Below are 21,305 nucleotides of genomic sequence, written 5' to 3'. Positions count from 1 at the left end.
ACCTCCCTCTCACTCGAAATGTAGGGTACGAGCCCTCATTGGACAAGCGAATTCTGGCGCTGATATCGAGCCGACCATCGATGAGCTGGAGTACGCCCCTCTGGCGGTAAGCCCTCATAAAAAGAACGCGCCCCAGGAATGGTCGCTGAGGCGCGTTCTTTTCTGTAGCGTTACGTCACAGTTAGGGTATAGGCTCGCGAGTTGAGATCTTTCTACTACCCTATACCCTAAACCCTGTTTCTATTGTTGCCCCTCCTGCGGGATTCATGCCATGAGCTCCTTAGCTCGGGACACCACATGCTCAGGTGTAAAGCCGAATTGCTGCATGAGGACTTGAATCGGTGCGGAGGCTCCAAATCGTGTCATGCCGATCACCCCTCCGAGGAGGCCAACGTAGCGGTGCCAACCGTGCGGAGATCCAGCCTCGATGGCAAGGCGGGCGGTCACTGTTGGGGGAAGCACCTCGTTGCGATACGCCTCCGGCTGTCGATCAAACAACTCCCAGCTCGGCATGCTGACGACACGCGCGGGGATGCCTTCATCGGTCAGTCGTCCCCACGCCTCCAGGGCCACCTGCACTTCCGACCCGGTGGCTATGAGAATGACGCGAGGATGACCCTGGTCAGCATCAGCCAGGACATACGCGCCCTTCAGGAGGAGTTCGGCAGGCGGGAATTTGGTCCGGTCGAGAACCGGGAGCTTTTGTCTGGTGAGGGCCAGCGCCACGGGCCCGTCACGGTGTTCCAGAGCAACGCGCCAGGCGACGGCAGTTTCTGTCGCATCTGCCGGGCGGATGACTGTAAGATTAGGCATGGCCCGGAGGGAAGACAAGTGCTCAATCGGCTGGTGGGTGGGGCCATCTTCGCCCAAACCGATGCTGTCATGGGTGAAGACATAGATCACATGTATGTGCGAAAGCGCAGCTACCCGGATGGCGGGACGCATGTAATCGGAAAAGACGAGGAAGGTTCCACCATACGGGGTCACGCCACCGTGCAGTGCCATACCGTTGAGGATCGACCCCATCGCGTGCTCTCGAACACCAAAGTGAAAGTTCCGACCCCCTGGGCTTGACCCCTGGAAGTCGCTATATCCTTTCAGGTGGGTGTTGTTCGATGGGGCCAGATCGGCCGAGCCGCCGATGAGGGTCGGCAGGGATTGGGCGATAGCATTGAGCACCTTGCCTGACGCCTCGCGGGTTGCCAGGTTCCCCCCGGCAGGGGTAAAGATCGGGATCTTCTCGATCCAGCCCTCGGGGAGTTGACCGCTCATCCCCCTGATCCACTCTTCAGCAAGTTCTGGATACGCAGCAGCATAGACATCGAACTGAGCCTGCCACTCTGTTTCCAAAGCACGACCCTTCTGCAGGGCCTCTCGAAAGTTAGTCAGAGCCTCATCTGGGATATAGAACGCAGGTTCCAGCGGCCAGCCCAAAGCCTCCTTTGTGAGCCGAACCTCCTCTTCTCCAAGAGGCGACCCGTGAGCCTCTGACGTGTCCTGCTTATTGGGGCTGCCGTAGGCGATGTGAGTTCTGGCAATAATGATCGATGGGCGACCCTGCTCGGCTTGGGCCGCGCTGATCGCGGTATCGATCATGTGAACGTCGTCCCCATCCACTCGCTGAACATGCCACCCATAGGCTTCAAAGCGCTGTCCAACATTCTCGGTGAAGGCCAGGTCAGTGCTGCCATCGATGGTAATCCGGTTATCGTCGTACAGGTAGATGAGTTTACCCAAGCCAAGGTGTCCGGCAAGAGAGGCCGCTTCGGAGGTGACCCCCTCCATAAGGTCCCCGTCGCTCACGATGGCGTAAGTAAAATGGTCAACGATCAGATGTCCTGGCCGGTTAAAGTGATGGGCCAAAAATCGCTCGGTGATCGCCATCCCGACGCCGTTGCCGAAACCCTGGCCAAGGGGACCCGTCGTCGTCTCCACCCCTGGTGTCACGCCATGCTCCGAATGTCCGGGGGTTCGGCTACCCCATTGGCGGAATTGCTTGATTTCATCGAGGAGGAGATCGTACCCGGTCAGGTGAAGGAGGCAATACAGGAGCATACAACCATGGCCAGGTGAAAGGATAAACCGATCACGATTCGGCCACGCGGGATGAGTCGGATTATGTCGGAGGTGGCGCTCCCAAAGGACGTACGCCATGGAGGCGGCCCCCATGGGAAGGCCCGGATGCCCCGAGTTCGCCTTTTGAACCCCATCCATTGCCAGCGTTCGAATGGTATTGATGCACAACTGATCGAGCGATTCCTGATCGGTTTTCACTGATTCCCCCATATACCTTCTACCCTCCACCCTGTTTTGCAGATCGCCGCTGATCATGCCGGCATCCATGTCGTGAAACTGTCTGAGCGACCTTATGCGTCCGTAGTAACCTCACCCGTTTTCACTGTCTATGCTGACTTTGTGTCCTTCGCGACGCCCCAGAGCCGCTGCTGATCACGCTTGAGGTCTTGAGAGGCAACGTAGGCGGCCAAGTCGGCCATCCGGCACGAATACCCCCACTCGTTGTCATACCAGGCCACAACCTTCACAATCCGGTCCTTCAGGACCAGCGTCATGAGGGCGTCCACGATAGAAGAGTGCGGATTTCCCTTGAAGTCCATCGAGACCAGTGGCCGGTCACAGACATCGAGGATCCCGCGAAGCGACCCCTTAGCTGCTTCTCTGAAGGCAGCATTGACCGTATCGATTGTCACGTCACGATCAACCTCCGCGACAAGGTCAATCACGGAGACCGTGGGCGTTGGGACCCGAAACGCCATCCCGTTGAAACGGCCGGCGAGCTCGGGAATCACCTTCACAAGGGCCCGCGCAGCTCCGGTGTCGGTCGGGATGATGTTGAGGGCGGCGGCCCTTGATTCTCGAACGTCTTCCGTCCCGCGATCGTGAATAGATTGCGAATTGGTGTAGCTGTGTACCGTACTCATGAACCCCCATTGGATCCCGAATGTATTAAGGAGAACCTTCACCACCGGTGCGAGGCCATTTGTCGTACAGGACCCATTGGAGATAATCCGGTGAAGGGCCGGATCGTATCGTTCCTGGTTGACACCGAGAACAATAGTGATGTCCTCGTCCTTTGCAGGGGCTGAAATCAGCACCCGTTTCGCCCCAGCCGCGAGATGCTTTTCAGCCTCCTGGCGGCTCGTTCCCCGACCGCTGCACTCCAACACGATGTCGACCCCTACATCCGACCAGTGAAGTTTGGTCCAATCGCGCTCCCGGAAGACCAAGACCCGCTTCCCATCTATCCGCATGCTTCCTTCGTCGCTCTCCACCTTTGCGGGGAAGGGCCCGTAGTTGGAGTCGAATTCCAGTAACAGCGCATCAGTGTTCGCGCCGGCCGGATCGTTGATGGCCACCAGGTCGAGGCCCAGCTTCTGCTCCCACGCGGCCCGAAACGCCAACCGACCGATTCGCCCGAATCCGTTGATAGCAATCCCAGCCATCGATTATCCTCCTGCCATTTCTGCGGGCCCTTCTTGCGGGGCTTTCTGCCGGGCCTGCTTACCCATTAAGGACATGTTGTTGGCCGCTGGATGAAGGGCGGTGAAACAATAGGTCTTGCGTTGAGCGCGGTCGAACGTGTGGTCATCGTCAAGATTGATGTTGGTAATCTTCTCAGAACCGAAGATTTTGTAGATGCCGCCGGCACACGTGGACTCCCCGGTCCCACTGTCCCCGCCGATACCGAGCAGGAGCGGGGTGATCTTCGCCATCTGAATCACCTCCATGTACCTAGCTTGCATTGATGACGGAATAATGTTCTGGCGTTAGAGCGGGTCAAGCATGATCTCGCCGCCACTTCAAAGTTGAAAGCGCCACCATCCGTTTCATGTTATGGCGATAGCAGTATCACGACCGCATTTCCGAACCCGCGCGGACGGAATTTTACCACTTGCCCCTACTATCTGTCTAGCGGTTGTTTCAAAACGATAGCAGATCTGGCTTGACATCTGGTGCGTCGGTGCGATAGCTTCCAACTGGCGACACAAGGGTAACATGTGAGGAGGTAAAATGGCTGCTTTTCGCATCAGGGTTGACCATGAGAATCTCAAATTCAGCTCGGCCCACTTCGTGCTCTTCGGTAATGGCAAGTGCGAGACCCTTCACGGCCACAACTACAGGGCCTGGGTGGAACTGGAAGGGTCGCTTCAGCCAAGCGACTACGTCCTCGATTTCCTCGTCGTCAAGCCGCTCATGAAACAGGTCTGCGAGCGGCTGGATCACAAGGTCATGCTGCCGACCGAAAATGAGGATTTGAGGATCGATCCAGGCGATTCGGTGGTCGGGGTAATCTATGGCAATAAGCAGTACAGCTTTCCGGCGGAAGATGTGCTGCTGCTTCCGATCCACAACACCAGCGCAGAGCTGTTGGCCAGATACATCTGCGGAGTGTTGCGGGAAGAGATCAAGAGCCAATTTGGGGGCGGTGGTGTGACCGCGATTAAGGTTGGCGTACAGGAATCGTTCGGACAGGAAGCCTCCTACGAGGAGATCTTCTAGTCGTCCGCCTGTACGCGGATCAGGTCCTGCCGTGTGATGGTTCCGTCGTGCAGCGCAGTGGCCAGTAACACCCCGGAGGCACCCGCGCGATTCAGCCGCACGAGCTCCGCAGCCGAAGTAATTCCGCCACCCACGATGAATCGCATGCCAGGTGCGGCCGTTGTGACCCTCCCGAACAGTTCTGCGCCTGCCCCGCCGCCCGTGCCGATCCTGTCCATTTCCAAAAAGATCGCCTCGCGAAACCCAAGCGACATGAGGGCGGTTGCCACCTCGTAGGGGTCTCGCGTTTCGGTAGAGGAGTTTCGCCAGATGACGGCTCGATTCTTGAGGTCTAGGCTAAAGAGCGCTCTTCCGGTTCCTAGCGCGGCGAGGAGTCGCGCGGCTGCGTCAAGGCTCGCCAGCGATTCCGAGGCGACGATCACCTTACTCGCGCCAGCGTCAAGCAGCGACTTCGCCTGCTCGACGCTACGAATGCCGGCATCAACAATAATTTGGAGCTGTGGCTCGGAGACAGCCATCTCAGCGATGATGGTCAGATTGTCGCCGCTGCCCATGATGGCATCCAGATCGGCAACATACACCGCTTCACTCTCGAAGGTTTCACGGTACGCCCGCAGGAGGGCGACAGGATCGGCTCCTTGCAGCAGAACGCTCTGGATCGGTCTGTACACCATCCGCTCTCCGCGGCGGGCATGGACCGCAACCCCTCGCATAACATCGATGACGGGTATGATCTGCATGGCAGTAATCGCTCCTTCTCCACGATGAAGATCGTTGTGCACGAATCTATCACAGCAGGAGGGCTGGGCGGAAGTCGGGTCGCCCCGACACTGGTGGCAGAGGGGCGAATGATGCTTGAAGCGCTTCTCGCCGATCTGCTTCCGCTGGAAGCGCACCAGCTTTCAGTGCAGGTCGATCGGAGGTACCTTCCACTGCTCCCTGCTCACCCGGGACTTCAGGTTGTTGACAGCGGGACCAGCTACTATCACTGCTTCGCGCAGATGGTCGAGGAGGCGGATGCCGCGTTCCTGGTAGCCCCAGAGACAGGCGGCCTGCTTGAAGCGATCACGGGGATGGTCGAGGCCTGCGGCAAGTTAGTGCTGGGTTGCAGTACTGCCGGTATCAAAGCGGCCGGCGACAAGACGCTGACATACCGGCTGCTGAAGGCGTGCGGCATCCCTACCCCCAGGACTCTCCGCCTTCGGCCTGCTGATGACCCGGCGTCGGTAGGCCGCCGGCTTGGCTACCCTGTGGTGGTGAAACCGATCGACGGGGTGGGGTGTCACAGCGTTTTCATCGCAAGGCGACAATCGGAATTGGAGCGGACGATCGCGGTGGCCAGGCAGACGGTACGGGGCGAAACACTCCTCGCACAAACCTACATCGACGGCGTTGCTGTCAGCGTCTCGCTCCTCACCGACGGGAGTCGGTCTCTCCCCCTGACCTTGAACCTCCAGGAGATCAGAGGGCGGAGTAGGCTCAAGTATTACGGGGGCTGTGTCCCGTTTGATCATCCTATCCGCGCCCTGGCGTTCCGTCGAGCCGAGGAGGTGGTGCAGGCGATTTCGGGCCTCAAGGGGTATGTCGGGATCGATATGGTCCTGACCGATCACGACGCGGTGGTCATCGACGTGAACCCTCGCCTCACGACCTCGTATGTCGGGGTCCGAAAGGTCCTTCGGCAGAATCTGGCGGCCCTGATTCTTGACGCGGTGGCAGGCAAGCTTCCGGATCCTGCCGCGGTCCACATTGTCGGGTCTGCGCGGTTTACCACGCGCCCCTGTGACGTGAAAGCCTCGGGGAGCCGGCAGTGATCCGGGTGATCGGATGGGACATCGGCGGCGCGAACGTGAAGGCAGCCCGCCTTCTATTCACTGACGGGCGCGCCGAGAGTGGGCGCACGGTTCGCCGCTATTTTGAGCTGTGGAACAAGAGAGAAGGTCTCCACCCACTCCTGCAGGAGATCCACAGCGATCTGGGATCGGCCGATGCGATGGTGTTGACCATGACTGGGGAGCTCTGTGATGCGTTCCACGACAGGGCCGAAGGGGTGGCATACATCATCGACGCGGTGAGAGAGGCGATCCCCGGGATCCCACTATATGCCATCGATCTCGAGGGCCGGATCGTTCGCTTAGACGGGGGGGAGGCGGATCTCCTAACCCTTGCGGCAACGAATTGGATCGCCGAGGCGCGGGTATTGGCGAGTCGACAACCGAACTGCCTGATGATGGATATCGGCAGCACCACCACCGATCTGATTCCGATCCTGGACGGAAAGCTCGCCGCACAGGGCAAGCGGGATATCGAACGATTAGCGCACGGGGAGCTGATCTACACGGGCGCCCTCCGCACGCCTGTTGCGGCCATCGTGTCCCAGATCCCCATGCGAGGGGTAATCTGTCGAATCGCGGCTGAATACTTCGCCATCTCGGCGGACGTCTATCTGGCATTGGGGAGGCTAACGCCAGAAGACTACACCTGCGCGACTCCTGACGGCCGCGAGAAAACTAAAGAGGGAGCACTAGAACGCCTGGCCAGGGTGGCCTGCGAGGACAGCAAGCATCTCACGGCCGGAGAGCTTCACGCCCTGGCCGCCTACATCGCCGAAAAACAGCTCCAACAGATCACGGAGGGGATGCTTCATGTCCTCTCCAGGATCGAGAACGGCCTCCGTCTGCCTGTGGTGTCGGTGGGGATCGGCGCCTTCCTGGGGGAGGCCTGCACAAGGCGGATGTATCTTACGACGTGCGACCCTCCAGTATTAACCGATAGCGGATCTGTAACATTGAGCCCATGCGCGGCGGCTGCCTACCTCTTGGGGCAGGCACTCTCTCATGGATAAGCGCTCAACGGCGGGCATAATCGGCGCGGAGAAGCCGTGTCCGAGCTGATGTCCTGGTTATCAGCCAATGCAGGCAACTCTAAACAAATAGTCGCTGTCCCTATTTTCTCAATTCCACCTTCACGCAATCCAATTCTCATATTTCCTGCCCTCACTTTCGATGTTCAGACTGCGCATCCGCCACCCTTGCTTTTTGCAAGGTACATGGCCTGATCGGCGGCTTTCAGCAGATCTTCATGCCGGGCCATGGAGCTGTTACACTCGGCAATGCCAATACTCAAGGATCCATCCCAGCATTCCACACCTTCCGCGGTTTGCAATGGTCTGGATTCAGTCAGGATCTTGTTGGCGACTACCGTGGCACCCTCTCGGTCGCTCCTTGGACAGATCACCAGAAACTCATCGCCGCCGAGGCGGTGGACAATGTCGCTGGCACGCACGGACTGGCGCAAACGCTCGGCGATAATCCGGAGGAGTTCGTCACCTTGGGCGTGGCCAAAACTATCGTTTACCTGCTTAAAATGGTCGGCGTCGAGCAACAGCAGGGAAAGCGGCTCGCCATAACGTTGTCGCTCCTTCCATAGCTGGTCGAGGCTGAGCATGGCGAATCGGCGGTTGGGCAATCCCGTCAGATCATCGTGCGTGGACTGCAGTTGCAACTCCCGGTTGGCTTGCTCCAGCTCCATCGTTCGCTGCTCCACGCGTTGTTCCAGATCACGGTTCAAGGCGTAGAGTTCACGATTGCGCTCGGAGACAACGAGGAACAGCCCATTCATTGCCGACAACAGGGGTTCGGCGCTGGAGTTCTGCAGCTCGTTTTCCAGATCGAACGCCTCGGTTGGTGTCTTTCCCTCGCGCATAGCATGGATCTGGCGGACCATGCTATGGTCAACTTCAAGGATATGACGGACTAGCCAATAGACAAGGTAGTTTTCCAGACGCATGATCTTTTCTATGGAGAGAGTGCTCTCCTTGTCTCCCAGAACAGTGGCTTCGTGCATGAAGACCTTATGGTCGGAATACTGTCGTTGGAGATATCTCGGATCAAGCCCCGCAGTGCGTATCAATGCCTCTTCGTCACCGAAATGAACGATCGCATAGTTCAGGATGCTGTCACGAACCGAGGCAAGCGACTGAGGATCAAAATCCTTGCCAGACATCACCATGTCGCCAAGCTGGTTAATCAGGCCAACCAGTCGCTGATGCTGTTCATCAACGGAGTCAATATGGGTCAGAAACGTGTCGTTCCATTGAAAAAGAGAAGGCATCTTTCAGCTCCCATGTGTCGCAAGGCGGTCGGTTTCGTGCCCATGGTTCTCCCGGAGCGGAGGGAAGGGAGAATCGGGACAGGGGGAGTCCTCACGGCCTCTCCCCTCCCACACCACCGTACATACGGATCACGTATACGGCGGCTTGGCAGATTCCGTCAGGGTGGTATGCGCATCACAACCGGAGCGTCTTCTCCTGGCGCGCCAGCCGCGAGTTCATCCCAGATGCCGGGCACGCAGTCTGGTACCTCGCCGGCTGGGTATAGGGACAGACACTCTTTATTGAGATCCTTTCTTAGTGTTCCCCTCTGCAACATGTGTATTACTCGTCCAGTTTCCTGCGCACATCCCAGATGAACCCGTCTCTTCGTAGTGGCCGCTCTGTCATCGTGTGCCTTCGAATCGCTGTCGTGCCGAAAGACCGCCTGGTGATCATTCCCTCGTTGCATCACATGATACGGGTGGCCGGGTACAACGGTTCAGGTAATCCGTAGCAAGGCGCGGGTCATGACGGTAAACACCACGACTCGTCACAATATATAGCGTCTGTCCCTATTTTCCCACCTCACGATGACGCCCCCGGATCGAGTCCGGGGCAGGCTCTTGCCCTTCTCCTAGCCTTCGGCTCTGCTTAAACCTGGCACGGGGACTTGCACCCCGTCAGTTCTGTGCCATGCCCGGCACACACGGCGGGCTGAGCTGCCCGGGCGAAGCCCGGTCGGTGTCGAGCCGCTGGTTGGACGTTCGCTCATTTGCTCTGTTTTATTGCAGCCGTTGAAGTGTGTAAGCTTGAAACTGGTCTTTCCTGTTTTGCTGCAATTTTCGATGGCACAGGTTTGCGATGCTTGAAAGAAACCAGTTTTTTACCAGATGCGGCTTGCCTTCGCAAAATGTCTTGAAATATCGCGTCAGCATTGTGATCGAACTGATTGGCGTATTCTTCTCTAAGTGTACGCGTCTCCTTGACGATAGGGTCTTGCCACATAGCTAAACCTCCTCCGTTAGTTCTTGCGGTGTGCAGATGATGGGCGGCTCGTAACCAAGCGCCCGACAGGTGGCCTCAATCTTTGGCCGTGTATGAGCATTAGCAATATGAGTGCAATTCCAGGTCAGAAGATATTCGATGCCGTTCACGGTAGCAATAGCCACATGATAAGCGTCAATTTCGGCATTTGCGGGCAAAACGTTGCGCCGGATAAGTTCCTGGCCCGGCACCCGGACCTCTTCTGTTGCTTCCAGCTCCATAATGTCGGCGATTGCCTCAAGACGTCGCTTTACGGCGTCAGGATGCCCAAGACTTACTTCAGCAACGACAAACTCCGATATGAATAAATCGAAATTGAGCCGCTGCGTCTCCCACCACTCGATGGTGACATTCTGATTGGCTATTGCACGGATGTCGTTGCTTGGGCGTGCCGTGAGATAACTAATAACCGAAGTTTCGATATAAACCCTATTTTTCAAGTGTCACCTCCGTTAGTTACGGTTCTGGAGTACGACGCTGAGAGACGCGCCCTTCAGCGGCACTCTCAGATAATGTTTCGTTTTGTGCCTGCATATTTGTTTTTCTCCACAGTATTCATTTTACGAGCCAACGAAAAGATCACCGGCACGAGGAACGAGGGTCCGGTGGTTTGATTGGTTATGTGACTATTGTCTTCAGGCCTAAGAACTTAACTATCGGATCGAAATCCCTGTCATCATGCAACAATGTTTGCTGGTGGTGGATACAGAAAGTTCCAATCATGACGTCTATGGTCTTCCTTACCGTCACGCCTTTTCTCCTCAACAATCTATAGTTCATGGCGCTCTCTAGGGCTAATACCTGTCCTCCCATCGACATAAATGGGATACCTAAGAGAATATCCCTGGCTGTCTTAAAGTCTTTATCGTTCTGAAATCCCTGAAGAACTTCGGTTAGGATAAGATCACCTATGATGATGGGTGTATTTCCAAGTGAAGAGTCCAGCCAGTCCGTCTGAGACGTTTTATTGCCGTTGAAGTAGTCGATCCAGACGGACGAATCAACGAGAATCATTTGTCTAACCTCATCTCGTCGAGATTACCAGACCATTTGAGTTTTCCTCGAAACCGCTTAATTTCTTTCTGGCGTTTGACTTGCACCAACAGTTTCAACCCCTCTTCTATGGCATCCTTTTTTGTTCTGAGGCCGGACACCTTGAGGGCGGATTCCATCAGATCGTCATCTATGACTACATTCGTTCTCATACCTTACCTCCTATGTGTATATATAACTATATCATACACATTCATTGGATTATTTGAAGGATTTATTTTTAAGGCGCATAACGGCGGGCATAACCGGCGTGGCGAAGCCGTGTCCGAGTTGATGTCCTGGTTATCAGCCGATGCAGGCAAATCTAAACAAATAGTCGCTGTCCCTATTTTCCATGCCAGCCCTGAGCCTTGCCTCCTTGACGGCCTTCTGGATCATCGAGTCATTCACGATAAATAGTGTCTGTCCCTATTATTCCTATTTTTCCTATTTTATTTTTATTTTTACGCTGTTTACGGCGTCACCGCTTGCGGCGGCGCGACGTCCTTCTCGCCCATCGACGTCCAGCCGTTTGGACCGAATTCCCAGCGCGAGTGCCACCAGACCGCCGGCTCGCTCGAGTCGCCCCCGTCCGCCGGAACGCGCACGAAGCGGCTCCACTGGGCCTCGCCGGCGGGTGCGGGAACGCCCGGGGGCGCTGCCGTGCGGTAGAAGTAGAGATCGATCGGTACGCCTCGCTCATCGGTCTGGCGCTCGTACCTCACGTCGAGCACGCGTCCGCCAAACGAGAGACTCTTCGAACCCGGCGCGACCGGAGCGCCGCTCGCCGCGGTGCCTTCGAGTGCCGACTGCCTGGCGGCGATGATGAGGAAGATGCTCGTGTGCCCATACCCCGTCCTGCCCCCCTCGTTGTCTCGAAACGCGAACGTGAACGTGTACTGACCCGCCTTCGTGAACAGCGAGTTGAAGGCCCCGTCCTGGTCGAAGAACAGCTCCTGGCCCGCCGTCGGGCCGAACGGGATCTTGCGGTAGGCGGCGGGCGCGTTGGCGCGAGATCCGAGGATGAGATTCTGTGGCCCGTAGGATGCGCCGTACTTGTCGTTCTGATCCATCTTGACGGTCATCGAGCGTCCCAACGGGTCCGTGACGGTCAGATCGATGTAGTCGTCGGTTCCGAAGCCCCCTGGACCTAGCAGCTTCTGGTTCGGCCGCGACGCGACGACGAGCGAGACGTCGCGTCGGTCATTCCATGCGATCCACGAGATCCGCTCGGGCTCGATGTGGGCGCGCACGGTGAGCGTCTGATACGGATCGGTTCCGCCGCCGGTTCTGGCAACGTGCCCCGCGACGGGAATGACCATATCGGGCACCCGAGCGGTCCTGCGCGAAGCCGTCTCTCTCCCCGCAGCAGTCCCTCCGCCGGCGTAACCCGCCGGCCGCTGACAGCTCCACGTGCCACCGTCCAATCGGGCGGGGCCGCGGAACCACTCCCAAGGGCCGGACATCGTGCGCCCGTCCATTGACAACGTCGCCGTCATGCGGCTCGTGGTCCCGTCGCCAGATTCCATCGTCAAGCGAAGCGTGCGGCCCTCCACGGTTCCGCCGATCCGCCCTCCCTCACGTTGGCCCGTCCCCCAGTGCTCGCCTGGGCGGCCGCTCACCGACCCGCTGACCCCGGTTGCGCTTCCCTGGAGCATGAGCGTGCCTCGCTGCGGGCATTGCCACGGGCCCTGGAACTCGCCCGCACCCACGCCCGCCGCCGCGCTGCACTCGCCGCTCTGCCGCAGCTCGTCGCGGAGCACCGCGCGCCTGGTCAGAACCTCGTTGGCCGCGGGCTTCGCCTGGTTGCCGCAGGTGGCGCCTTCCAGAGTGCGCAACGTGGCGGCGGCCTCCTCGATCCCCGAGCCGTCGCAGGCGCGTCCGTCGATCGCAGCCATGGCGCGGGCCTTCGCGGCGGTATGGTGGGCGACCAGCCGGTCGCGGACCCCGACCTGCTGCTTCAATCGCAGACAGCTCTCGCCCGCTCGCCGCAGCAACGCGTCGAGCGCCTTTTCGTCCTGCTTCAACCTCTGGATCGCAGCCACGACGCTCCGATACTGGTCGAGCGTCGGTCCGGCGATGACCGCTTGTTGTAGGTTCCAGGCCTCGCCGTACTGTAGTCGAAGGTTGATCTCCGCGCATTCCGCGGCCCTCTCGGAAGCACGGATCTCGCGCCGCGCGCCTTGCAAGGCGCGCTGGCCGGCCGCTACGGCTTCGGAGAGGCTCTTGGCCGCCTCCACGACCCTGCACGTAACGAGCGACTCCTCGACCGCGCCGAGTGCGGCACGCGCCCGGGCCGAATCGTCCGTGATAGCCCAGATGACCTTCGCTCTCAGCGACTGAAAATCGTTGGCGTTCCCGCGGAGCTCCTCGGACGCCGCGACCCGGTCGTTCAGCTCGTTGGCGAACTTCCTGGAGAGCTCGTCGCGCTTTAAGTTGGCGGCCGCGGTCAGCGGCGCGCTCTCGGCGATGTCTTCGAAGAGATCCTTGACGTCCTGCGCCTCGAAGAACCCGTTGACGACCGATACGAGCTGCTCCCGCGTCTCGCTGCTGACCGGCAACCCCTCCTTGACGACGGCGCGGATCGCGCAGCGCGTTCCGTCACTGCCGACCTCGGAGGCGAACTCGGCGACCATCATTGGCAGACCCGTCTGCGGCGGCATGCCGACGTAGCGCGAGGCGATCTCCGAGTATTTCCTCCCGACCTCGGGGCGATCGAGCGAGCAGTCCTTGAAGAACTCGGCGGCGACCGCGCGGATCGTGCGGACCGTCGCCGCTAAGCTCGGGCACTCGGAGGTATCGCGGAGCGGCCGCTCCATGCCTTCGAGCGGGTTCTCGACGCACATCGGCGCGGGCTCGGGGACGACGGGCGGTGTCGCGTGCGCCGATCCGAGAGCAGCGACGACGATTGCGATGGTGAGCGCGATTCGGTCCATGCCCGAGAAGAAGCAGGCACCGTGCCAGAGGAATCGGCGCGAACATTCGATGGTTCTAACCATAGGCGATTTCATCCGCGGCGATGACTACGGAGACGCCGGCAAGGGGGAGAGAGGAACTTCCAACCCCACTCAACCCCACCGGCGAGCACGAGCCATCCAAGGGCTCGAGGAACAACCGAGAGGGCGGAAAGAATTGGGAACTGACGGTTCATGGATCGCTCCTTTCAACTAAAAATCGGCCTAATACCGCGCGGATGAGCGGCGGAAGCGGAGCCGAGCTTGCTCGGCTGAGCTGTAGTCCACTAGATCCGCTGGTTGACCGTAGCGAAGTGGAGGCCAGCCAGCGGATCCTTGATCCGCTCGGCGTTGCCATTCCGCCGCAGCGGAGCGGCAACGCCACCGTTCGGATATAGGGGCAGACACTATTTATTGAAATCCTTTCTTGGTGCTCCCCTCTGCAACACGTGTATTACTCATCCAGTTTCCTGCGCACCTCCCAGATGACCCCGTCTATTTGCAGTGGCCGCTATGTCATCTTACGCATTCGAATCGCTATCGTTTCGAAAGATCGCCTGGCGATCATTCACCCGTTGCCTCACAGACTACGGGTGGCCGGATGCAACGGTTCGGGTAATCCGTGGCATGCACGATCATGACCGTCAACACCACGAATTGTCACGATAAATAGTGTCTGTCCCTATTTTTCTCGGGCACATTCAGGTAGTGAATGCGCATCTCTGCTCCGATCTCATCCCCTCTCGATCGGTAGTCTTCCCTCTCGCTCTTGCTCCAGAATCCGAAGTCCAGAATCACGTCTACGTTCTGGTAAAGCACCTGGACGGCGACCTCCCACTGGAGCGACTCTACGACGCTGTGCCGAACATCGTGCTCGGGTGAATCCGCATCTTGGCCAAACAGGCGCGTGTGCCACTCGTCTGGCGTTAGCCGGACCGCACGATGCGTGGACGCCAGTTGCCTTGCAAGCGTTGTCTTCCCCGAGCACGGAAGGCCACACATCAGGTGGAGTGTCGGGATGACGGTTCTCCCATTCGGCTCAGGCAGATGCCCGCACGCCGCCCAACGTTCCGGTTCAGCGGCGGCGCGCAGCGCCGTCCGCTGGAACCGGCTGTTAGCTGACCGCTTCTGCCGTCCTGTGAAGCCCTCGAAAACGCTCATACCACGCTCACGCGAGGTCTAAGCGGTCCAGATTCATCACCTTGGTCCACGCAGCCACGAAGTCCTGCACGAACTTCTCCTTCGCGTCGTCGCTTGCATAGACCTCGGCGAGGGCCCGCAGCTGCGAGTTCGAACCGAAGACGAGATCAATGCGCGTGCCGGTCCACTTCACCTTGCCCGTCTTGCGGTCGCGCCCTTCGAACACGTCCTCGGCGCCAGAGACCGGCTTCCATTCGGTGCCCATGTCGAGCAGGTTGATGAAGAAGTCGTTGGTCAGCGTCTCGGGCTTGGAGGTGAAAACCCCGTGCTTCGCGCCACCGACGTTGGTCCCCAGCATGCGCATGCCGCCGACGAGGACCGTCATCTCGGGCGCCGTGAGCGTCAGGAGCTGCGCCCTGTCGACCAGCAGCTGCTCGGCGGAGACCTCGAACTTGCCCTTCAGGTAGTTGCGGAAGCCGTCGGCGATCGGCTCGAGCACGGCGAAGGACTCGGCGTCCGTCTGGTCCTGCCTCGCGTCCATGCGTCCGGGCTTGAAGGGCACCTTCACGGAGACGCCGACCTTCTTCGCGGCCTGCTCGACGCCCGCGCAGCCCGCGAGCACGATCAGGTCGGCGAGCGACACTTTCTTGCCGCCCTTCGCCTTCTTGTTGAAGTCGGCCTGGATGCCCTCGTGCGCCTTCAGCACCTTCGCCAGTTGCGCCGGCTGGTTCACGGCCCAGTCCTTCTGCGGGGCGAGCCGGATGCGCGCGCCATTGGCGCCGCCGCGCTTGTCGGAGCCGCGGAAGGTGGACGCCGACGCCCAGGCCGTCGACACGAGCTGCGACACCGACAGCTTCGAGGCGAGGATCTTCTTCTTGAGGTCGGCGATCTCCTTCTCGCCGATCAGCTTGTGGTTGACCGCGGGGATCGGGTCCTGCCAGATCAGCTCTTCCTTCGGCACTTCCGGCCCGAGGTAGCGGGCGCGCGAGCCCATGTCGCGGTGCGTCAGCTTGAACCAGGCGCGCGCGAAGGCATCGGCGAAGGCCTGCGGGTCCTCGTAGAACCGGCGCGAGATCTCGCCGAATTCCGGATCGAAGCGCAGCGTCAGGTCCGTGGTCAGCATGGTCGGCTTGTGGAACTTGCCCGGGATGTGCGCGTCGGGAATGATCTCCGGGGCGTTCTTGGCCACCCACTGCTTGGCGCCGGCCGGCGACTTGGTCAGCTCCCATTCGTACTTGAACAGGTTCTCGAAGAAGTTGTTGCTCCACAGCGCCGGGGTCTTGGTCCAGGTCACTTCGATGCCGCTCGAAATCGTGTCGGCGCCATGCCCCATGCAGTAGTCGCTCATCCAGCCCAGGCCCTGCGCTTCCAGCGGCGCGCCTTCCGGATCCGGACCCTTATGGGATTCCGGGGCGGCGCCATGGGCCTTGCCGAAGGTGTGGCCGCCGGCGATCAGGGCGACGGTCTCCTCGTCGTTCATCGCCATGCGGCCGAAGGTGGCGCGGATGTCCTTGGCGGCGGCCATGTAGTCGCCGCTCGCGTTCGGGCCTTCCGGGTTGACGTAGATCAGGCCCATGTGGGTGGCGCCGAACGGCTGATCCAGCTGGCGGTCGCCGCTGAAGCGCTTGTCGGCGCCCAGCCACGCGATCTCCTCACCCCAGTTCACGTCCGCGTCCGGCTCCCATACGTCCGCACGGCCGCCGCCGAAGCCGAAGGTCCTGAAGCCCATCGACTCCAGCGCGACATTGCCGGCGAGGATGATCAGGTCGGCCCAGGAGATCTTCCTGCCGTACTTCTGCTTGATCGACCACAGCAGGCGGCGCGACTTGTCGATGTTGACGTTGTCGGGCCAGCTGTTGAGCGGGGCGAAGCGCTGTTGGCCCCGGCCGCCGCCGCCGCGGCCGTCGGTGATGCGGTAAGTCCCGGCGGCGTGCCAGGACATGCGGATGAATTGCGGACCGTAATGGCCGAAGTCCGCCGGCCACCAGTCCTGCGAGTCGGTCATCAGCTTGACCAAGTCCTTCTTCAGCGCCTTGTAGTCGAGGCTCTTGAATTCCTTCGCGTAGTTGAGACCCTTGCCCATCGGGTCGGACTTCGCGGAATGCTGGTGCAGCAGCTCCAGCCGCAGCTGGTTCGGCCACCAGTCGCGGTTCGTCCGGCCGACGCCGGCGATGTGGTTGAACGGGCACTTGCCCGCGCTCTCGTCTCTGACCTTCCTTTTCATGTTTGCCTCCCTTTCCTGTGTCCTTGAACTCTACGGCTGCGTGGAATGAAACATTCCATTTTCTGAATCACTTTGTCTAACCAGAACGAACTGTGATCGCGAAGCAATCGCACAAGTCAGCTAACGCGGGGCTGAGCCGCCGCGAAGCGGTCGGTTTCGTGCCCCTGGTTCTCCCGTAGCGGAGCGGAGGGAAGGGGCACCGGCTCAGCCCCGCGTTCTCCATGAGCGAAGCGAAGGGAGAACGGCGGGCATAACCGACGCGGCGAAGCCGTGTCCGAGTTGATGCCCTGGTTATCAGCCGATGCAGGCAAATCCAAACAAATAGTCGCTGTCCATATTTTCTATGCCAGCCCTGAGCCTTGCCTCTTTGACGGCCCTCTGGAACACCGATTCATGCACAATAATAGTGTCTGTCCCTATTTCCCTTGCCTATTTCTATATTACTCGCTGGCTGAGCCCACTCAACCCCGAATCTTTTCATGGTCTATTGATGTGTCTTCCTTTTCATTAAGGTTTCATCAATTCGCTTAAAAAGGTCTTCTTGTTTGATGGTGTCCCCTTTTTGGATGGCTTTCTCTCCATGCGCCAATATTCTCATTAAGTTTAGAGAATTGATTGTTTTTTCATAGGACTCCGCGTCCTGAATAACTGCACGAGGTTCACCATTCTGAGTAATTATCACTGGCCTACGAGTTTCGTTAATTTGGGATATTAAATCAGCAGACCGAGACTTCAAATAAGAAATGGGTTTAATGTCTTCTTTAATTTTCATTATGATAACCTCCAGTCCATTAGTGGTACCAAATATGGCCTGAATCTTCAATCGTTGTCAATCTGCGTAAAAACCAATCGGGATAGGGAGGGGCCTCACGGCCTCCCCCCTCCCACGCCACCGTACATACGGATCACGTATACGGCGGTTCGGCAGATTCAGTCAGGGTGGTAGGCGCACCCCGGCCGGAGCGTCTTCTCCTGGCGCGCCAGCCGCGAGTTCATCCCAGATGCCGGACACGCAGTCTGACACCTCGCCGGATGGGTAGGGTATAAGGACAGACACTATTCGTTGAGGTCCTGTCTTGGCCTTCCCCTCTGCAACACGCGTATTACTCGTCCCAGTTTCCTGCGCACCTCCCAGATGAACCCATCTCTTCCCAGTGGTCGCTCTGTCATCGTGTGCCTACGAATCGCTGTCGTTCCGAAAAACCGTCTGGTGATAATTCCCTCGTTGCGTCACATGATACGGGTGGCTTGGTGCAACCATTCCAGCAATCCATGACATGTACGATAATGACCACGAGCACCACGAATTGTCACGATAATAGTGTCTGTCCCTATTTTTCGAATCGCTGTCGTGCCGAAAGGCCGCCTAGCGATAATTCCCTCGTTGCGTCACATGATACGGGTGGCCATGTGCAACGATTCGAGCAATCCGTGGCCTGCACGATCATGACCGCGAACACCACGAATCGTCACGATAATAGTGTCTGTCCCTATTTTCGCGTCACATGATACGGGTGGCCGGGTACAACGATTCGAGTAATCCGTGGAATGCACGATCATGACCGTACACGCCACGAATCACCACGATAAATAGTGTCTGTCCCTATTTTTCTCTAGGACTGGGCAGATGCCGATCAGCCAGGGTCCGCAGCCCCAGACTGTGGTTATACTCGGCCAGCAGGGCCAAACCTCCGTGGGCGGTCAAGGTCTCGTCGCTCCGTTGCAGCTTGAAAGGGAACACCGTCTGTCGTATCATGGGTCTCACCTTGTGGGTTAAAGGGACTGTGTCGAGCACACCCCTTTATATCCGCTCCCAGAGCGGCCCATAAGGTTTTTGCGTTATTCCTATCGCTGTTTTAGGGTCACTAGTTCGCTGTAACAACATACCGGATGTCTTGATTGCCAGCTTTAATTACTCGGATACGAAGCTTACGAAACGCAATCACATCAGAGTCCGATAGGTCATAGTTTAGCGTCTGCGAAAACGCCGGTCGTGCGAAATCCTGATCGGTATACTCTCGATACAGAAGGGACATCGATTGTCTCGTAATGCCTAAGTAAACCAATTCAAAGTTGTCCGGCCCAGCCATTTGCCCGACGATGCGTGTAATCCTTGTAGGGGTCGAGAAAATCGGTGGGCCACCAGCCGATAAAAACTTTGCTGTGCCTACTAATCGCCACCCGAGAAGAGTTCGATGGGCACACGGACCGGCTGCCACGCCAGAATCAGCGTTCAACGCCACCCCGATAGACTCACCTGACAGGTTCCTTGCAACCACAATAATTCGATACGTCGCATTGTTAGCTTGTGTCGTACCGGCAATCGGAAACGGCTTGTCTTTGGTACCGCGAAACCTGAGGTCGGGTCCGGGAAGCTCACACACGCCATCGAAATTTCTGTCGGGGGCAACGCGATCACTATCGATAGCTCTGGTTTCAAAGACTTCGAATTCCTTAACTCTGATGACTGCCTCACCGATGCTTGCCACTTGCTCGCGGCCAATCTCGTAATTGTTGGACCGCTCTTTGTGCTGCTTTTGTTCGGTAGATGATCCTAACGGCGGTTGAACGGAAACCGTGCTGCAACCGCCGATCACCAGAACTACGAGAGAGACCAAAAGGCGGAGAGGCGAATTGCCTTTCATTTTAATAATGTCTCCCACGATGATGTCCCGGTACTGGATACATGGCTAGACCCACCGTCCTACACTCTGGCGCCTCACGTGCGGCTTCCAGGGAGCCTCCAGATGGTCGCTTCGGCGCCGAACTCAACGGGATCCTGGCCTGCTTCCCTGACGGGGGCAACGCTCCGAATCACATACCCATCGGCCTACTGCCGCCTAATGACCAAGTTCAGCCGATTTGGCGAGCCTGCGAGTCAAATTCGGTCTGGAACGACTGGCTAGATATGCACTCCGGCAAATCCTAATACTTGAGGAAGGTCTTGATCTTATCAATGCATGTATTTTCGAAACCGCTTCCATAGTAACTGAATGTCTTGCCGTCCTCCTCGTCAAACTTCCAGAGATCCATGATATCTTTTCTATAGGAACTCCCTCTCAATGCGCAGAACATTCTCTTGCCTCGGCCAAAGCTACTCGGTAGATCTTTCTCCACGATACTTCTCACGTGTCTGTCATCTTTTGAGAATGAATAGCCTATGGAGACCACATTCTTCGCGTTCTGAAACAGTTTCTTCATTTTGTGATGCTGGTCACGAAAGAACTGCCCAACCTGTGGATATTGGTCACGGTGCTGTATCTCGATCTCGTCAGGATAAGAAAAATAGGGTATCATAGCTGGTCTCTCCTCACGGTCTGGTAGCTTGTCAAAAGATGTGTCCTCGACGAACCTGGTTAAGCTACAGAAGGGCATAATGCAGTTGTCGACATGTCGGATGTTCCAGCCCCCGTGAGGTTTACAGAAGTCTATTGCACCTTCGCCTTCCGCAGTTTGATCCTCCGCGAGAAGATGCAATGGCTTACTGCATGACATTTCGAAGAATATATCGTAGTTGAAGCTGATAACCGCGTGACCCTTCAAGTCCTGTAATTCCGCCAGTAGGCGCCGATACAGTTCTATCCCTGACGGTGCTTCTCTTGGATCGTAAGTTCTGTAGAGTAAGTGCTTCAACTCCCAGCCAGCAACGACGAGGAAGTAGACAACTGCGTCATCCTGTGGGAGCGTGTCGTATATCCTCTTACGCAACGGTGAGAATAGAGGATGCATGCCAGCACTGAGCCTAGAATAGGCGGCATTGAGATGGCCCAGTTGGAGATAGATGGGAACATCCTTGCCCATTTTGTCATAGCGGATCCTGAGTAAGTCATAGTCATAGTCCTTGTTCTGTCTTGTTGCTGAGTGATACTTGAGCACGGTGTCCAAGAACAACCATACGTCGGTGAGGGATACAGGATTCAGATCCCCAAAATAGCTCTTGAGGGCTGCGACTTCTTGACAAGCTGCAGCCAGGTGAGGATAGTCTGCACTGTTAGAAGACCAAGTAGAATTGCGAGACGAAAAGAAATCTTTACCGACAGGCAAAGTTCCCTCGCTTATGGCAGCAGTAGCGCCAGACCCAAGTATAATAAGAAGCTCATCCATGTTGCACCACGCCGGACTATTATTTAACGCGGGGCTGAGCCGCCGCGTAGTGGTCGGTTTCGTGCCTCTGGTTCTCCTGGAGCGGAGCGGCGGGAAGAGGTACCGGCTCAGCTCCGCGTTCTCCCTGAGCGACGCGAAGGGAGAACCAATTATTAGATGGACGGATAAGTACAGCACAGATGATTCTACACGGTCA

Annotated in this window: 20 protein-coding genes; 4 read left to right on the top strand and 16 right to left on the bottom strand. The window is 57.9% G+C overall.

Features of this window, described 5'->3' with window-relative positions; genetic code table 11:
- Window positions 1–264: 264 nt before the first annotated feature.
- From tkt to CLG94_RS01840, 3 genes are all read right to left on the bottom strand, one after another.
- Window positions 265–2,286, bottom strand: a complete 2,022-nt coding sequence (tkt, locus tag CLG94_RS01850) for a transketolase (RefSeq protein ID WP_107561218.1) — start codon at window positions 2,284–2,286, stop codon at window positions 265–267.
- A gap of 116 nt (window positions 2,287–2,402) precedes the next feature.
- Window positions 2,403–3,461, bottom strand: coding sequence for a type I glyceraldehyde-3-phosphate dehydrogenase (gene gap, locus CLG94_RS01845; protein ID WP_107561192.1), 1,059 nt, complete (start codon window positions 3,459–3,461; stop codon window positions 2,403–2,405).
- Window positions 3,462–3,464: 3 nt separating this feature from the next.
- A complete protein-coding gene (locus tag CLG94_RS01840) occupies window positions 3,465–3,731 on the bottom strand; it encodes a hypothetical protein (RefSeq protein ID WP_161953967.1) in 267 nt (88 codons plus the stop codon).
- A gap of 298 nt (window positions 3,732–4,029) precedes the next feature.
- Between CLG94_RS01840 and CLG94_RS01835 the strand changes: the two genes are divergently transcribed.
- Complete coding sequence (locus CLG94_RS01835; RefSeq protein WP_107561190.1) at window positions 4,030–4,518, top strand: 6-pyruvoyl trahydropterin synthase family protein; 489 nt, start codon at window positions 4,030–4,032, stop codon at window positions 4,516–4,518.
- Here the strand turns inward: CLG94_RS01835 and CLG94_RS01830 are convergent.
- Window positions 4,515–5,258, bottom strand: a complete 744-nt coding sequence (locus tag CLG94_RS01830) for a HisA/HisF-related TIM barrel protein (protein ID WP_107561189.1) — start codon at window positions 5,256–5,258, stop codon at window positions 4,515–4,517. The genes CLG94_RS01835 and CLG94_RS01830 overlap by 4 nt on opposite strands.
- Window positions 5,259–5,294: 36 nt before the next feature.
- Between CLG94_RS01830 and CLG94_RS01825 the strand changes: the two genes are divergently transcribed.
- Together CLG94_RS01825 and CLG94_RS01820 are read left to right on the top strand one after the other, a co-directional pair.
- Window positions 5,295–6,332: an ATP-grasp domain-containing protein gene (locus CLG94_RS01825; protein WP_161953966.1), complete on the top strand. Its 1,038-nt coding sequence runs from the start codon at window positions 5,295–5,297 to the stop codon at window positions 6,330–6,332.
- Window positions 6,329–7,363 carry a hydantoinase/oxoprolinase family protein gene (locus tag CLG94_RS01820; protein WP_107561187.1) on the top strand — a complete coding sequence of 345 codons (1,035 nt, stop codon included), beginning with the start codon at window positions 6,329–6,331 and terminating at the stop codon, window positions 7,361–7,363. Before CLG94_RS01825 ends, CLG94_RS01820 begins: the two co-directional genes overlap by 4 nt.
- A gap of 164 nt (window positions 7,364–7,527) precedes the next feature.
- On the opposite strand, the gene CLG94_RS01815 is transcribed toward CLG94_RS01820, so the two are convergent.
- The 6 genes from CLG94_RS01815 to CLG94_RS01790 all read right to left on the bottom strand — a co-directional run bounded on the left by CLG94_RS01815 (window position 7,528) and on the right by CLG94_RS01790 (window position 13,686).
- Window positions 7,528–8,631, bottom strand: a complete 1,104-nt coding sequence (locus CLG94_RS01815) for a GGDEF domain-containing protein (protein ID WP_107561186.1) — start codon at window positions 8,629–8,631, stop codon at window positions 7,528–7,530.
- Between the two features lie 748 nt (window positions 8,632–9,379).
- Window positions 9,380–9,616, bottom strand: a complete 237-nt coding sequence (locus tag CLG94_RS13375; protein ID WP_107561185.1) for a hypothetical protein — start codon at window positions 9,614–9,616, stop codon at window positions 9,380–9,382.
- 2 nt (window positions 9,617–9,618) lie between these two features.
- Window positions 9,619–10,095, bottom strand: a complete 477-nt coding sequence (locus CLG94_RS01805; RefSeq protein WP_107561184.1) for a type II toxin-antitoxin system VapC family toxin — start codon at window positions 10,093–10,095, stop codon at window positions 9,619–9,621.
- Window positions 10,096–10,273: 178 nt separating this feature from the next.
- On the bottom strand, window positions 10,274–10,669 hold the full coding sequence (gene vapC, locus CLG94_RS01800) for a type II toxin-antitoxin system VapC family toxin (protein WP_107561183.1): 396 nt from the start codon (window positions 10,667–10,669) through the stop codon (window positions 10,274–10,276).
- On the bottom strand, window positions 10,666–10,860 hold the full coding sequence (locus CLG94_RS01795) for a type II toxin-antitoxin system VapB family antitoxin (RefSeq protein WP_107561182.1): 195 nt from the start codon (window positions 10,858–10,860) through the stop codon (window positions 10,666–10,668). The genes vapC and CLG94_RS01795 overlap by 4 nt, the downstream gene beginning before the upstream one ends.
- Before the next feature lie 300 nt (window positions 10,861–11,160).
- Window positions 11,161–13,686 (bottom strand): tetratricopeptide repeat protein, encoded by a 2,526-nt coding sequence (locus tag CLG94_RS01790; RefSeq protein WP_107561181.1) that lies wholly within the window; start codon window positions 13,684–13,686, stop codon window positions 11,161–11,163.
- 20 nt (window positions 13,687–13,706) lie between these two features.
- Between CLG94_RS01790 and CLG94_RS01785 the strand changes: the two genes are divergently transcribed.
- Window positions 13,707–14,039, top strand: a complete 333-nt coding sequence (locus CLG94_RS01785; RefSeq protein ID WP_107561180.1) for a hypothetical protein — start codon at window positions 13,707–13,709, stop codon at window positions 14,037–14,039.
- A 262-nt stretch (window positions 14,040–14,301) separates the two neighbouring features.
- On the opposite strand, the gene CLG94_RS01780 is transcribed toward CLG94_RS01785, so the two are convergent.
- The 6 genes from CLG94_RS01780 to CLG94_RS01760 all read right to left on the bottom strand — a co-directional run bounded on the left by CLG94_RS01780 (window position 14,302) and on the right by CLG94_RS01760 (window position 21,109).
- The gene (locus CLG94_RS01780; RefSeq protein WP_239993067.1) at window positions 14,302–14,802 is read right to left on the bottom strand and encodes a P-loop nucleotide/nucleoside kinase family protein; all 501 of its coding nucleotides are present in this window, start codon (window positions 14,800–14,802) and stop codon (window positions 14,302–14,304) included.
- Between the two features lie 7 nt (window positions 14,803–14,809).
- On the bottom strand, window positions 14,810–17,005 hold the full coding sequence (gene katG / locus CLG94_RS01775; RefSeq protein WP_107561179.1) for a catalase/peroxidase HPI: 2,196 nt from the start codon (window positions 17,003–17,005) through the stop codon (window positions 14,810–14,812).
- Window positions 17,006–17,489: 484 nt separating this feature from the next.
- Window positions 17,490–17,777 carry a type II toxin-antitoxin system Phd/YefM family antitoxin gene (locus CLG94_RS01770; RefSeq protein ID WP_107561216.1) on the bottom strand — a complete coding sequence of 96 codons (288 nt, stop codon included), beginning with the start codon at window positions 17,775–17,777 and terminating at the stop codon, window positions 17,490–17,492.
- Between the two features lie 831 nt (window positions 17,778–18,608).
- Complete coding sequence (locus CLG94_RS13195; RefSeq protein WP_161953965.1) at window positions 18,609–18,761, bottom strand: hypothetical protein; 153 nt, start codon at window positions 18,759–18,761, stop codon at window positions 18,609–18,611.
- 109 nt (window positions 18,762–18,870) lie between these two features.
- Window positions 18,871–19,668, bottom strand: coding sequence for a hypothetical protein (locus tag CLG94_RS01765; protein ID WP_107561178.1), 798 nt, complete (start codon window positions 19,666–19,668; stop codon window positions 18,871–18,873).
- A 262-nt stretch (window positions 19,669–19,930) separates the two neighbouring features.
- Window positions 19,931–21,109 (bottom strand): hypothetical protein, encoded by a 1,179-nt coding sequence (locus tag CLG94_RS01760; RefSeq protein ID WP_107561177.1) that lies wholly within the window; start codon window positions 21,107–21,109, stop codon window positions 19,931–19,933.
- Window positions 21,110–21,305 lie beyond the last annotated feature (196 nt).

Origin of the sequence: Candidatus Methylomirabilis limnetica (genome assembly GCF_003044035.1) — a bacterium.
Classification (GTDB): domain Bacteria; phylum Methylomirabilota; class Methylomirabilia; order Methylomirabilales; family Methylomirabilaceae; genus Methylomirabilis; species Methylomirabilis limnetica.
Note: the sequence above shows the minus strand (reverse complement) of the source record. Positions and strands in the feature narration are given on the sequence as shown.